Raw genomic sequence first — 14693 nt, 5'->3', positions numbered from 1 at the left:
TTCTGTCTCCAAACTATTCTCTACTATTACACCGGGCAAATTTAGTAGTTGTGTCATTAATCTTTTCATGGTTTAACTTGAATACTCGATGTTTTTAATATTTTAGCATACTAAGTACGGAAGAACCCTCTTTTGCAAGCTACTTACAGCATATTCCATATATATGTGGTACACACAATTTCATCGATCTAAGTAGTTAGTTGACTAAGAGTTCTGCTACTGTACTTCATTCACCTGGAATATGCTGTATAATCATGTAGCGGGAGCAACTGACTTTTTTGAGCGCATGAGTGAGAAACAGGATGGGGAATTTATGGCTTTTTTCGCGACGCATCCAAATCCACGCGATCGCGTAGCTAAATTAAAAGAATTAATCGAGCAACGTCATTATAAAATGGGAGAAAAATTGCCTCTTCCACCCACTCTAAAATTGTAATATTGCCCGGTTACTTTACTATTTTTATCGCATTTCAGCTAAATATTTTTGTAACAAATTATGAATAAACCGGTAGCGATTATTTCCCAATTTTTGCAGCAACAATTTTTCACTCGCATAATTTAAGAAACGCTCATAATTCCAGGGAGTATAACCGTACCGCCACAGCAAAACTCGCAGCATAAAATTTTCAATTACTGGAATCTTGACAAATATCCCCGCAATTATTCCAGCAATTATTCCCACAAATAACCCCAAAATTTCCAGTGCGATCGCGCCACCAACCAACCACAAAATTAAGCCAAAAATTAGCCCAGTAACCAGCTTAACTCCCCTCTGATAAATTTGCAGTTGTTCCTCAGTTTCTAACCAACTAAGCGACAAATTCCTCAAAGAAAATTCTGTCAAATTCTCTGCTTCCATCTTTTTTGCCAGGGATACTAACCAGTAACGAATTTGTTCTGGGCGAGGTTCTTTACCTTTGGTATACCACTGCTGATTAATTTCCCTAGTCATCTGGCGGCGAATATAAGCATTTAACAAATATTGTCGCTGCGCCTCATTAGAAGGAAGCCGTTTCCAAGATTCAATTAAAATTTCCTCATAGGCCAAAGTCAGCATACTTAATAGCAGCGGTGTTTTGGCTAACTTCAACAATTCAGGTTCGCGCTCAATATTATACCAGAGTTCTCGACTTCTAGCAGCTATTAAATACTCGTGAATCTGAGTTTCTGTTAGAGGTTTTAACAAAATTGCTGCTTGCAGTTGGAATCTATTTTGGCAATTTTTGTAAGCTTCAAAACTACTGCATACCACTAGATGCTTAGGTTTAAAATCACCTTCAAGAAAATGATTTATAGCTTGAATTAAGTTCTCATGTCGCTCACTTTCAATCTCATCTAATCCATCTAATAGTGGCAATAATTGCTGCTGAGCCAGCCACTGTTGACTAATATTAACGGGAATGTTATACTTAATCTGAATTTGCTCAACTAGCCAATCTGCGATCGCCACAGAATCATCTTTCCGCGAAGCCAAGTTCAACAGCACCGGACAGGGCAAATTTGCCTCATTTTCCGCCCTATTCACCAGTTTCGCTGCTAGTTCCAGCAAAGTTGTAGTTTTGCCCGCCCCAACTGTCCCCAAAATCACCAACTTCCCACCCATGCGGTCAAAAAGTTGAACAATCCCCGCCTTTTGTGGCACTTGAAAACTAGGGCGGCTGCCGATTTTCACCTCAATGTCCCAGCTTCGCCGAAAATGCTGTGTCGGCTTATCACCGTGTAAATTAAGCAACACAGCTTTGTGCAAGGACTGCGATCGCCCCGCCTTCACTTCTCGCTTTACTTCGTCTAGCAACTTCTCGCGAGGTGATTTTTCCCTAAGAGGACTCAATCTTAACATTTTACTTATTTGATTGTACCTCTATTGGACATCATATCTTGTAATCTCTGAGTAAAATTATTCACTTCAGCGACCCCACTAATAACTAACGTCTTGATTGTGGCAACTTTCAATGTTAAACTATAAGAAAACATCCTGAAATATTAGCCAATCCTCTGTAATTTTTAAAGCAAATCAAAGGATTTAGAACCTAAATTTGTAACAAAAATTATTAGTCTTCATAAAGAGGTATTAAGTTATGTCCTTCAAACCTAGCCAATTCATCATAGCAGCCTTAGCTGGAGTTGCCACAGCCTTGGGTGTCACCATTGCCACGATTCAGTCCCAATCCAGTTTTACCGACTCAAAATTACCACCCCAACCCTCTAATTCCCCCCTTCTATCATCTCCAGTACCAAACCCGCAAGCAGGCATCAATCCAGTATCCCCCACCATTGCCAACAACCCAGAATCGCCAGCGGTGGACACCCCAGCATCCCCCAAACCTCAGCCAATTGTCCTCTCCCCGCGTGTAACTCCTAAACCTCAGCCAATAGTAGTCTCACCGCCAGATTCGGGGTGTAAAATTGGTATGGCCTTAGTAATTGACCCCAACCCACCGCTAAATGTGCGCGATCGCCCACAGGTAAGTGAGAGCAAAATTGTTGGTACACTTAGCAATAATACTTTTGTTTCTGTTGCTGATGAACAAAATGGTTGGTTGCGAATTACCGATCCGATCTCAGGTTGGATTGCCAAAAATCGGACAAAAAGTAGTTGTCAAAATGTCAATCAGAGAATTAGTTTTCCGGCGGGAGGAAGTGAGGCAATAGTCCAAGGTCAAATCATCGGCGGCGGCAGCCATTCTTACCTAATTAATGCTACCAAAGGTCAGACAATAACACTCACCAATCATCAACAGGTTTTACCCTTAATTTTAACACCAAATGGTAAAGTTTTAGCAGATAATAGCGACCTAGAAGGCAAAACAAAATGGACAGGAAAAGTACCAGTTACGGGCGACTACACCTTACAACTTGACTCAAATTTTAAGGGATATAAATATGATTTTTCTATTGAATTAAACTGAAATAAGAGTGAAATTGAAAACCCGATGACCGCTTCCGATTGCCTCTGGAATACTCCACCCATAACATTGATATTGTCTAGTGACAATATACATATTTGGTGTGCTAATCTCGACTTATCTATTCACGAAATTGAGATATTTTTTCAGACCCTCTCTGCCGACGAAAAAATTAGAGCTCAGCGCTTTCACTTCGAGGAACATAGACAATTTTTCATCGCTTCTCGCGGAATTCTAAGAGCAATTTTAAGCCGCTATTCAGACATAGATCCGCATCAAATACAGTTTAATTATGGAAGTAGAGGCAAACCAGAAATAGCAGAAAGTTGTGGAGTTAAAAAACTAAAATTTAACTTGTCTCACTCTGGTAAAGTTGCATTGTATGCCATTACAAACGGTCGCGAAATTGGCATCGACATCGAAAAAATTCATCCTATTGCCGATGCCGAACAAATCGCTAAACGCTTCTTTTCAGCTAAAGAATTTGAGTGGCTGAGTCAACTTTCGCCCTCAGAAAAGCTAGCCGCATTTTTTGACTTATGGACTTGTAAAGAAGCTTATTTAAAGGCAATTGGAGAAGGACTAGCCTTTGGCTTAGATCAGTTTGAAATCTTATTTTCTGCAAGTAAAACCCCTAAAATATTAACCATTCAAGGCAATTTACAGGCAGCAAAACCTTGGTATTTACAGCAGTTAACTCCTGTTTTGGGATATGTAGGAGCTGTAGCTGTAAAAGCAGATAATCCGTCCTTTAATTATTGGCAATGGTGGGGGAATTACTGCGAGGATGACAAAGAGCGCTGCAACCTAGAATGAATAATAGTTGCAGCCCATAGTTCGCTTGTTGCCTCTGAAGTTTGATTTTTATAGCGCTCCTCTCATCATTAAATATGAGACTAGAGCGCATAAAACTACTACAAATGGATCTTTAAAGTTCCATTACCAACTCCCCATTCCCCTCAATCACTTCCCCAATCTGAGCAACAGAAATACCCTGAGACTCAAACCATTGCATTGCCTCTTCAGCGCCCGTAAATGAAACCAATAAAACAAATCCAATCCCCATATTGAAAGTATTAAACATCTCCACTTTATCAACCTCGCCAGCCTTTGCAATCCATTCAAAAATAGGCAGATTTTTCCAACTATTAATATCAACTTTTACAGATTGATTAGCTCCCAAACACCGAGGTAAATTCTCAGGCAAACCACCCCCAGTAATATGAGCCATCCCAGTAATTTGTAAGCCACTGCGGAGTGCTTCTAGGACTGGCTTAACATAAATCCGAGTTGGAGTTAATAACACTTCCCCTAAACTTTTACCGCCTAATTCTTGAGGTGTCAAACTCCAGTCAAATCCACCGCTACTAACAATTTTTCTAACTAAACTAAAGCCATTGCTGTGAACGCCACTACTGGCTAATCCAATAGCAATATCTCCTACTTTTACCTGGGAACCATCCAGCAATTTACTCTTTTCTGCAATACCAACGCAAAACCCCGCTAAGTCATACTCTCCCGGTTGATAAAAACCTGGCATTTCTGCGGTTTCTCCTCCTAGCAAAGCACAGCCGGCTTGCTTACATCCTTCAGCAACACCAGCAACCACCTGAGCAAGTTGTTCTGAATTCAATTTCCCAGTAGCTAAGTAATCTAAAAAAAACAGCGGTTCGGCCCCTGATGTGAGTACATCGTTAACACACATGGCGACTAAATCAATTCCTACCGTGTCGTGACAATCTAAAATTTGTGCCAATTTTAACTTTGTACCAACACCATCCGTCCCGGAGACTAAAACGGGATCGCTCAAACCGCTAGGGACACTGAAATAACCGCTAAACCCGCCAAAGCCACCTAAAACTTCAGGTCGGTGGGTACTCTGCACCATATTCTTGATGCGCTGCACAAAGGCTCTACCGGCCTCTACATCTACACCTGCTTCGCGATAGGTGATTGTACTACACCCAATATCAATGCTTTCAGCCATTATTTCCTCATTTTCTAGTACGATTCCAGTAAAATGTGCTTGAGACTGCTTATTTTCACCCAATTTAGGGTAAGCGAACTCATTTATTGAGTCATCCTAACCATCCAGCCATTCTAGTATTTTTCTTGTCCAACAAGGCGGTTTCCCATTTTCTGAAAACGTTTTTTCAGAAAATGCCCCTGAGTTGGAGCGGGTTTTACAGAAAATGAATTAAAAAAAGAATTAAAAAATTAATTTTTCAGAAAATGGGGAGGAAAGCCTATCTCAGCAGGAAGCTGCCGTCCGCAAAAAAAGATTGTGGGACGCTAATTCAACCCAACTCTCTCTATAAACTCTCGAACAGCAAGTTGTCTAGCCTTCTCAAGTAACTCATCATTCCCCATCTTTTTAAGAAGGGCAACAATACCTAAGCCTTTAAAGGTGGCGACAGCCGATTTAAAATCTACATTAGGTGAGGGTGAGTTAGGCGACGTGATAGAGCAATTGAGTAGACCGTCTTTTGCTGAGCAAGTCGCATCTACGAGCGTTGAGAGTCAAAAGATAATAGTCGAATTAAAGCTGGAAGCAATCGCGCAAGGCGAAGCGTTTCACAGAGCGTTTGAGCGTCAATGGGGAACTAAGTAATAGAAGTTTGTGACGGCTTCAACCCACTAAAAAAGGCTCCTAAAACTTAGTTAGGATGCCTCTTTGTTTTTGTTTGGGTAGCTACATTATATCACAGTTAGGGAATAGTTAGATAATTACGAGTTCGGCCTTTTCATTAATCCCTAAATAGTGCCTCTGAATTATCTCAACTGAGTTACCGCAACAAGCGGCAAGTAACACTAAATCCACTCCTGCTTGCGCTTGCAGGGTAATGAATGTGTGACGGGTTGAGTAGGGATTTAAGTAACATCTTAACACGCCCTCTCGAACCAGAGAGGTTACAGTGCCATCGCTGCGATATCCTTTTTCCCTCCCTCCCCCTTTTTCTTTATTCCAATAGCCCTGTATATTGCTTACCCCGTAGGCGCTGCCATTCATCAACTTAAACACTAAGTCGTTCGGCTTTGCGTCAGCGGGTTTAATGCGTAACAACAGCTCAGTTAATGGCTGGTACAGCTTAAACATCCTTACAGTACCGTTTTTGGTTTGCTGAGTAGTCTTGTAAGTCTTATTGAAGCTTTTACTAAACCGTACATAACCACGTTCAAAGCTTACATCCTTCCATCGTAGCGCGAAGGCTTCACCATGCCTGCAACCTGTTAGGAATAGGAACTCAATTAGTGTAGCCGCATGGCGTTTAGCGTCGCTACTGGCTTCATAGAAAGCATTGATTATCGCATCCCTTTCACTCTTGGTAAACGCTCTCACATCCTTGCTATATTCCTCGTCATCATCTTCAAGTTCCCACCATTCACGCCATACACCATGCTCATCCTGCTTGGGTGCATACATATCCTTGGTACTCACATCAGCTTCTTTATACAACTGATAAAACGGGTTTTTTGCTAGCTGAAGTTTGCCTGATTGCATAGCGCGGTCAATCGCTTCCTTGAGTGCTGATGACAGCTTAACCGAAGTGTTGTGACACATTAATTTGTTTAAGCTGTTATCAGCCATTTTACCTATTTCTTCATTCAATGGCAAACCCCAAATACCTAACCCCGTGTCAGTGAAGCTCTGAGCTTTGTTGTTCCATTTTAACCCCTTAAGCGCATTGGTGTAACTGCCTAAGAAATTATGCTTAAACGTAGTGGGCTGCACCTGACCTTCCTTCCAAAGTAGGTAATCCTCCCATAGTTCACCTACGGTCATCGCTACTTTTTGGTTAGGCATTTGTATTAGCTCACCCATCTTCTGAGCGAACTTAGCGTCACCTATGCCGTACTTAGCAAAGGTAGGGTCAAACAACTTAACCCAGTCGCTATGCTCTAAGTCCGCCTCAATCTGTAGGGCTATCTGTTGAGCTTTCTTGCAGTTTTGCGGCGTGTCCGCCATCCCTAGCCCCATGCACTTCTGCTTACCTTTGAACCCGGTTAACTGCTCAAAGATGAGGTTGTACTTGGTACTGAACCGTAGGGCTAAGGAACCCTTGTCAGCGTAGACCCTCACGTTGATTTTAGGTTGAGCTTGCTTCGCCTGAGTCATTGAGTTTGCGTCCTTTCAGCGTTCTAGTAAGTTTCTAGGAAACTAGCTCGATTTCAAAGCTTATGGTAGAGACTGACAACCTGAATGCTTTGATTCATCGATTGATTTTAATGATACCACAATTTTACACCTACTTTTCGATAATCCATAGTCTAGGTTTGTCATTAAGTCTAATCCCTAGTCTATTGCTAAGAGTGTTAGCAATAGCAGAGCAGATGGGATCTCCCCATCTCCCCATCCCCCCATCCCCCCAGTCCCCAGCCGCCCTTTACATAAATAAGAAAAAAAATATTTAAAGATTTGATGAATTTTTTCAAACGACTAAACTCGCTATAACCATTGATATCAAAGCATTTACGCCAAAATAGTCCGACAAAGTTTTTATGAAGTTATTGTAAATTTGGGTATTCTTTTGATCCCCAATCCTAGAACTTCGTGGTACTCTGTTGCAGTTCCTTAACAAGAAGTGAACACGGAATGAGTATGAGTTGTCACGTAAAAGTGAGTTTAGCTGAAAAATTTTGGCTCTGGCAGATGGCTGCTAGAAACTCGCCTAAAAACTGTAGATCGCTCAATTGGGGGATGGCTGCGGATGAGAGGGAAATTCCCTTACGCCTGCTATACCGCTCCCTGCTACTCGCTCCAAAATTGCTCTTCACAAAAATGGACGTATGAAGCAAAAACTTGTTGGCGGACTACTTCCTGTCCTGCTAATTCCCGCTCTAGTGACACCATCATCGAGTCGGGCCCAAGAACCAGAGACAGTTAACATGGCTCATACGGTAGGACAGCAAGTCCACACCGCTAAGCCGTCTCCCCAGTTGAATCCTCAACGGGTGGAAGTTGTTAAAGTGGGAGAGTACCAGTACCAAGCCAAAGCTGAGCTTGACTCTGAGGCGATCGCCAAGATTCAGACCCACTCCTTAGCCGGCCGTCTAGCCGCTACAGTATATCTACGTAATATTCCCGTTCTCACCTTTCTAGAACCGAGTAAGCAAGGCAGTAAAAACGGAACTGTATCAGGCTCTAGCGCAGCCACGAACAGCGATGCCTACGGCCGACTACGCGAAAGCCTAAAAATAGGCGCAAATGCAGAAGTTCAGAGCGATCGCAAGCAAGGGAACGAATTCACTGAAGCATCCGATCCAGTGTGGCGAGCAACGGCGATGGCCGCAAAACTCAATCAACTTTTCCGAGACAGCGCTGATGCCAATGCCATTGCTGTCAAATGGGAAAAAGGCGATCGCTACATCATTCAAGTTAACGGGGAAAATTTGGTAGAAATCAACGCGGAGACCATTCTCCCCGACACTACCAGCGACTTTAGCGTAGATGCCTTACAAGCAACCAATCGATTGCGCCGACTCTTAGGTAATGCTCCCCCCCTTCAGGAAGTTGTCGGTAAACCCAAGCCAGAACCGAGAGTCATTTCTCTGGGCCCAGTTCACGTGCGGATCACTGGATGGGCTTCTTGGTATGGCCCCGGCTTTCACGGCAATCTTAGCGCCAGCGGAGAGACTTACAACCAAGATGAGCTGACAGCAGCCCACCGCGATCTGCCTTTTGGCACGCGAGTGCTAGTAACCAACCTAGATAACGGCCGTTCCGTAGTCGTGCGAATTAATGACCGAGGCCCCTACGTTGGCGATCGATTAATTGATTTGTCTGCTGCTGCTGCTCAAGTGCTAGGAATGGTCAATTCTGGCATTGCTCCGGTACAGTTGGAGCTGATAGACTCCCAAAACGCTAACACAGTTAACCGTTAACAGTTAACAGTTAACAGTTAACATTTAACATTTAACCGTTAACAATTTTGGAGGGTGTCTTGGTGCGCGTTTTTACTACTACTGCGGCTTTACGCTGCTATCTAAATTCGCACTTGTCGGCTGCGGAGCCTCGGAATCGCCAATCCCAGCTATCGTCATTGGCTTTAGTGCCGACAATGGGCGCTCTGCACGCAGGACACCTGAGCTTAATCCAGCGGGCGAGGCTGGAGAATCGGGTGGTTGTTGTCAGTATTTTTGTAAATCCGCTCCAATTTGGGCCGATGGAAGATTTCCAACGGTATCCTCGGCCTTTGGAGCAAGACCAGCTAATCTGTCAAGAGGCTGGTGTTGATGTAATTTTTACTCCCTCTGCTGAGGAATTGGGGGTAGGAAATGGAAACAGTTCCGAATTTCCAGTGACTACAGTGGTTCCGCCTGAAGCTATGACTTCGGTGTTGTGCGGTAAGTCTAGGCCGGGACATTTTCAGGGCGTGGCGACGATTGTAACTAAGCTTTTGAATTTAGTTGAGCCAGATACGGCTTATTTTGGGATTAAAGACGCTCAGCAGGTGGCAATTATCCGCAGGTTGGTGGTGGATTTGAATTTGTCTGTGAAGATTGTAGCTGGTGCGATCGCCCGTGAAGCATCTGGTTTGGCTTGGAGTTCTCGCAATCAGTATTTAAGTTCTTCTCAAAGGATGACAGCATCTACTATTTATCGTTCTTTGCAACGAGCTCAGGCAACTTTCGAGGGAGGGGAACTCACAGCATCGGCGTTAAAGGCGGCTGTACATCACGAATTGGCGACAGAACCCGCAGTTGAGGTGGAGTATGTGGAACTGGTCAATCCTCATAGTTTGACACTTCTGGATGTTGTCGAGGAAGCAGGATTATTGGCGATCGCCGCTAAGATTGGTTCTACTCGCTTGATTGATAATATAATTCTCCTCAATCGTCGGCCAATTGTAGCCATTGATGGCCCAGCGGGAGCTGGTAAATCTACAGTTACAAAGCAGGTGGCTCAAGTTCTAGGTTTGATGTATCTGGACACGGGGGCAATGTATAGAGCCGTGACGTGGCTGGTATTGCAAACTGGAACGCGGATGGACGATGAAGCCGCGATCGCGGAGTTAGTCAGTGCTTGTAAGATTGAATTTAATTTTTACCCTTCATCTTTTACTCTTCATATTAATGGTGAAGATGTGACGCAGGCTATTCGTAGTTTAGAAGTGACGAGTCATGTTTCGGCAGTAGCAGCTTTGCCCGTGGTGCGCCATTTTATGGTAAAACAGCAGCAACACTATGGGAGAAAGGGTGGTATTGTGGCTGAGGGTCGAGATATTGGGACTAATGTGTTCCCAGATGCGGAAGTCAAGATTTTTTTAACGGCATCAGTTAAGGAGCGATCGCGTAGACGGCTAATGGAACTTCAAGCTCGCGGTCAGAATGATATCAGTTTAGAACAGTTAGAACTGGATATTGCAGAACGCGACGAAAAAGACAGTACCCGCGACTTTGCACCTTTGCGTAAAGCGGTTGATGCTATTGAGATTCAAACAGACGGTTTGAGCATTGCACAAGTGACAGAGCGAATTGTCAGTTTATACAAAGAGAGAAATGTAAGCAAACGTTAACTTTTTATCCTGATGCTCTTCCCAGTTTGCGGTTATTTGCAATAGCATCGTAGAGGCAACTTCAGTAATTAAAAATTAAAAATCCAAAATTAAAAGATAAAATTTAATTTTTAATTCTTAATTCTTAATTTCTCTAGGGCAATCCGAGCGAGGATTGCCGAGCGTCTACTTTTCAATCTAAAGTCTAAAATTAACTGCGTAATGGTGTGAAGGAGAAAAACGTGGCAGACTTAAATCGGTTGCTGCGGCAGCGAAAGACCTTTACTGCTGCCTTTGTAGCCGCTGCTGGCAGTTTTGTGCTTGGTGTAATACTGCCAATAAATTTGCGGCTTAATCAGATGGTATCACTTTGGGCCCTCGTGCAGCCCCAGAAGTCAGCGGCGAGCCCAGAGGTTCTGAAGGTGACAGCAGCCGTAGAAGAGCGAGTTGAGGATGCTGAAAAGGCGATCGCAATTTTGGAGGAGAAGCAGTTTAGCTTTTTCATTCCTACTCAGTTTCAAGGAACTACTGTTAGTAAGGCGAAACTGGGTTCTGAGCAAAAGGCGATCGCACTCACTTTTGATGATGGCCCCTGGCCAGAAACTACACTACAAATCCTAGATATTCTCAATAAAAACGATATTAAAGCTACTTTTTTCTGGGTAGGAAGATATTTAAACGCTTTTCCAGAGCTTGGGAAAAAAGTAGCTGGTGCGGGTCATGCGATCGGGAATCATACCTGGAATCATAAATACGTTAAATATAGTGAGGATGCTGCTGCTAAGGAGATTGACCGCACATCATCTTTAATTGAAGAGGTAACTGGTATTGATGTTACTATGTTTCGTCCTCCAGGCGGAATTCTAACAAATGGATTGGCTGCTTATGCTCAAAAGAAAAAGTATACAGTTGTAATGTGGTCTGTTGATTCTTTAGATTGGCGTAATTCGATGCAGTCGCTTAAGGATAACGTATTGCGTCAGGCAAGTTCTGGGGGAATTGTATTGATGCACGATGGTGGCGGAAATCGCTCTAAGACTGTGGAAGCATTGCCGAATATTATTGCTGAATTGAGGAAGCAGGGGTATAAGTTTGTGACGGTTCCTGAGTTATTACAAATGCAGGATGAGGAGAGCAAAAAGCAGGAAATAGACCATGATATAGATAAGTAACTTGTTTAAGACTTACGCTCATGGGCCCCAGAAACGGGTTTTTTTACGAAAATATAGTAACGCCAAGGTGGTTAGGGCATTCTGGTTTCCTTCCACCCTTAATTCTTTCCCTTATTCCCTTCTTCCCTTCTTCCCTAGTCCCTAGCCCCTAGCCCCTAGCCCCTCTTTCCCTAGCCCCTAGCCCCTAGCCCCTCTTTCCCTAACTATAATTACTCATTCATATTCTTATAAGTAGCCACCGCTGATGGCGAACTCCGATTCAAATATCGGAATATCCAATACTTGAAAACCGCATCCAAAATCACCGGAAAAGTAGCAATAAACAGAAAAATGAAATCTCTATTTTCTCGCACTCCTAAATGCTTAGATACATTTTCTAGAATCACTTCCCACCCGTGAGGTGAGTGGAAACCCACAAAAATATCCGTAAACAAAATGATTATAAAAGCCTTAGCACTATCGCTAAGACCGTAAATCACATCATCCATAAAAGATTTTAAAATATCAATTTGTCTTTTATTATTAATAATGATCCCAGCGAAGACACCACAAGCCACAATATCCGAAAAAACATTTTTAATAGCATTAGCACTTTCATTACGGTATTCCTCCGCAATTTCAACTGCTTTGATTTCGACCCTTTTCTCCTTCTCCTCCAGAGAAAGCGGCGAAACTAAACCTACTAACTCTCTAAACTTCAGCATTTCCTCAAATCTCTGCAATTCTTCAAAAGCTTCTTCTTCCAGATCGCCATTAATAAAGATTTGAGCAATTTCCGTTTGGGAAATTTCCCCCGGTCTAGTGTGGTCAACAATTGGCCCCACAATGAAATTTTTAGATAACTGCTGGGTCAGAAGTGGAATCAAAATCAAAAGTAAAATAAACCTAATAGAAATAATAGTTTTTACCTTTGAATTTCGGAAATTTTTAATTACTTCCTTTTCCGCTTCAGGATTTAAATCTCTAGTAATTCTATTCAGAGTTCCTAAAAGCGAACGTGGCAGTAAACTCATCTCTGCGGCGCTAGTATCAATACTGTTAGCGATGTTTTTATTAGAGTCTGCGGAATACTTATTTTCGGATTGCTGAGAGCTTTGAGAGGAAGAATTTAGGGACATATTCTGGGAATTGGTAGTCGGGAGGATTGCCGTCAAGCTTTGCGGCATTTCAACCTTAGTGTACTTACCTATTACCCCATCAATAAACTCTAGCTTCTCAAAAAATTGTGAAGCTCTATCTTTTGGCTCTAGATCGTAGAAATTTGCAGATTTATCCATCACCTCTCTGTGATGAGGTTGACCTGCAACTCGCTCCTGAAAATTAAACACATAACGACTGGCATTAAACTCCACCAGTCTCATTTTTACAATCTTTAAATACTTTCTCAGTTCCGAGTTAAAATAAGAAAGTACGCTGTCTCCGTAATTGACAGACTGAGCAGAGATTTTTTTGCCATTAAAATGCTCGTCTTCGATCTCCTTAATTGCTAAGGCAGCATTGTAAGCCTGATCCAAGGCTCTCTGCGGCGTTTCTTGATACCAGTCGTTAGCCGAGTGCAAGTATTTTTCAATCTTGATCCAGGGAGATATAGTCATAGCTGAAGTTGGTTGATAATCTTTAGAGATGTATCAGCAAGCATTAGTGTATGTGGTATCTTAGCAGATTTATTTATTGTGCAAACTGTGCCCTCTGATTCTTTTTGGATAACCGGAACTTCCCGCAGTGGTAAAACAACTCGCCTAGTAGAGCAGTTTTGCCAGTGGAGTCGAACCGTCAAACCGTTATCACCCAATTTTCCTCGCCGCCAGAGTAAGTTACAGCGGATGGCTGGTCAGAAAATCCCAGCAATTTTGGTATTAGCCGCCAACGGCGACAATCGACTTGATTTGGCTGACCGAATTGCGGAAGCTACCTCCGGTCAGCATTCCTTTCACTCAACTACGCCTCTAGGTTTTTTTGAAGATGAAGTAGTGCTGTTTTGGCCCCTGTTAATTCGATCGCTCGACTTGAGGGCTCAATTTCCCCTACGACTGCGACCTGAAACTGAACAGGAACTTGCAGCTATGCTCTGGCGTTCTGAACTGGACTCAGGCATCCTGGGACAAGCGGGTGTAGGTACAGAACGCATGGTGCGTAGAACTCTAGACTTATTTCAATTGGCAGCCCAGAGCGGTACACCAGCAGAAGAAATACCAATTATTTTAGAAGATGGATTTAGTGATGATAACACGCCAGCAAGCCTGTGGGCAGTGATGGGAGAGTTGCTGGCGAAATGGCGGGACTGGTGTTTAGCCAGAGGACTACTCACTTATGGGATTATTTGCGAACTTTACTGGCGATATTTACTTCAAGAGCCTACCTATCAGCAGCACCTAGCGGAGCGTTATCAAGCAGTGCTGGCGGACGATGTGGACGAATATCCAGCTATCAGTCGCCGTTTGTTCGAGTTCCTGCTCGATCGCGGCGCAGCAGGCGCTTTTACTTATAATCCAGAGGGCGGAATTCGTCTGGGTTTAGGGGCTGACCCAGAATATCTGGCCGACTTACAATTACGCTGCGTGGTAGAAAACTTAAACCAGCCTACAGGCTTAGCTTCAGAGATTGGAGATGTAGTTGTAGACTTGGCGGTTAATGCTTTCATCTTTTACCCTTCAAATCACCACTTACCGACCTCAGTGCGATCGCTTCAAACCACCTCCCGATCCGATTTACTAAGAAAAACCGCCGAAACAGTCGTCGAGTTGGTGCACTCAAAAGCGGCGCAGCCAGAGGAAATTGCAGTGATTGCACCGGGTTTAGATGCGATCGCACGCTATAGCCTGATTGAAATCTTTACCAGTCGCAACATCCTCGTAGAATCCCTTAACGACCAACGCCCCCTCTCCAGTTCTCCAACCGTCAGAGCTCTGCTCACCCTCTTAGCCTTAGTCTATCCGGGTTTGGGTCGCCTAGTAAGACGAGATGACGCAGCCGAAATGTTAGTCGTATTAACCCAGCGATCGGCGAGAGGGGAAGATGGGGAGGATTACGCACTAAGAGAAGATGGTCAAATTACGTCTTCCCTCTCCCCCGCCCCCCCTCTCCCCATTTCCCGCGCTCCTCAATGCTTCTAACCGAGT

At 43.5% G+C, this 14693-nt stretch carries 13 protein-coding genes; 9 read left to right on the top strand and 4 right to left on the bottom strand.

Annotated elements, in window-relative coordinates:
- The first annotated feature begins 241 nt into the window (after positions 1-241).
- Positions 242-436 (top strand): hypothetical protein, encoded by a 195-nt coding sequence (locus PY364_RS00945; protein WP_275519617.1) that lies wholly within the window; start codon positions 242-244, stop codon positions 434-436.
- A gap of 24 nt (positions 437-460) precedes the next feature.
- On the opposite strand, the gene PY364_RS00940 is transcribed toward PY364_RS00945, so the two are convergent.
- A complete protein-coding gene (locus PY364_RS00940; protein ID WP_275519615.1) occupies positions 461-1840 on the bottom strand; it encodes an NACHT domain-containing protein in 1380 nt (459 codons plus the stop codon).
- A gap of 238 nt (positions 1841-2078) precedes the next feature.
- Here PY364_RS00940 and PY364_RS00935 point away from each other — a divergent pair, with 238 nt between their 5' ends.
- Entirely contained in the window at positions 2079-2909 is an 831-nt protein-coding gene (locus tag PY364_RS00935; RefSeq protein WP_275519613.1) for an SH3 domain-containing protein, read from the top strand.
- Positions 2910-2933: 24 nt separating this feature from the next.
- Entirely contained in the window at positions 2934-3722 is a 789-nt protein-coding gene (locus PY364_RS00930; protein WP_275519611.1) for a 4'-phosphopantetheinyl transferase superfamily protein, read from the top strand.
- A gap of 112 nt (positions 3723-3834) precedes the next feature.
- Here PY364_RS00930 and purM read toward each other — a convergent pair whose 3' ends face one another.
- Entirely contained in the window at positions 3835-4860 is a 1026-nt protein-coding gene (gene purM / locus PY364_RS00925) for a phosphoribosylformylglycinamidine cyclo-ligase (protein WP_275519621.1), read from the bottom strand.
- Between the two features lie 453 nt (positions 4861-5313).
- Here purM and PY364_RS00920 point away from each other — a divergent pair, with 453 nt between their 5' ends.
- A complete protein-coding gene (locus PY364_RS00920; RefSeq protein ID WP_275519609.1) occupies positions 5314-5517 on the top strand; it encodes a hypothetical protein in 204 nt (67 codons plus the stop codon).
- A gap of 108 nt (positions 5518-5625) precedes the next feature.
- Here the strand turns inward: PY364_RS00920 and PY364_RS00915 are convergent, their stop codons facing one another.
- On the bottom strand, positions 5626-7023 hold the full coding sequence (locus PY364_RS00915; protein WP_275519607.1) for a tyrosine-type recombinase/integrase: 1398 nt from the start codon (positions 7021-7023) through the stop codon (positions 5626-5628).
- A gap of 483 nt (positions 7024-7506) precedes the next feature.
- Between PY364_RS00915 and PY364_RS00910 the strand changes: the two genes are divergently transcribed.
- The 4 genes from PY364_RS00910 to PY364_RS00895 all read left to right on the top strand — a co-directional run bounded on the left by PY364_RS00910 (position 7507) and on the right by PY364_RS00895 (position 11574).
- A complete protein-coding gene (locus tag PY364_RS00910) occupies positions 7507-7698 on the top strand; it encodes a hypothetical protein (protein ID WP_275519605.1) in 192 nt (63 codons plus the stop codon).
- On the top strand, positions 7695-8789 hold the full coding sequence (locus tag PY364_RS00905; RefSeq protein WP_275519603.1) for a septal ring lytic transglycosylase RlpA family protein: 1095 nt from the start codon (positions 7695-7697) through the stop codon (positions 8787-8789). The genes PY364_RS00910 and PY364_RS00905 overlap by 4 nt, the downstream gene beginning before the upstream one ends.
- Positions 8790-8851: 62 nt before the next feature.
- A complete protein-coding gene (locus PY364_RS00900; RefSeq protein ID WP_275519619.1) occupies positions 8852-10423 on the top strand; it encodes a bifunctional pantoate--beta-alanine ligase/(d)CMP kinase in 1572 nt (523 codons plus the stop codon).
- 221 nt (positions 10424-10644) lie between these two features.
- Positions 10645-11574 carry a polysaccharide deacetylase family protein gene (locus tag PY364_RS00895; RefSeq protein WP_275519601.1) on the top strand — a complete coding sequence of 310 codons (930 nt, stop codon included), beginning with the start codon at positions 10645-10647 and terminating at the stop codon, positions 11572-11574.
- A gap of 209 nt (positions 11575-11783) precedes the next feature.
- Here PY364_RS00895 and PY364_RS00890 read toward each other — a convergent pair whose 3' ends face one another.
- Entirely contained in the window at positions 11784-13169 is a 1386-nt protein-coding gene (locus PY364_RS00890; protein WP_275519599.1) for a proton extrusion protein PcxA, read from the bottom strand.
- 87 nt (positions 13170-13256) lie between these two features.
- Between PY364_RS00890 and PY364_RS00885 the strand changes: the two genes are divergently transcribed.
- Positions 13257-14687 (top strand): hypothetical protein, encoded by a 1431-nt coding sequence (locus tag PY364_RS00885; protein ID WP_275519597.1) that lies wholly within the window; start codon positions 13257-13259, stop codon positions 14685-14687.
- Positions 14688-14693: the final 6 nt, after the last annotated feature.

Origin of the sequence: Kamptonema sp. UHCC 0994, assembly GCF_029167235.1 — a bacterium.
GTDB lineage: Bacteria > Cyanobacteriota > Cyanobacteriia > Cyanobacteriales > Microcoleaceae > Kamptonema.
The sequence above is the reverse complement of the archived record's forward strand: the minus strand, read 5'-3'. Positions and strand labels throughout refer to the sequence as shown.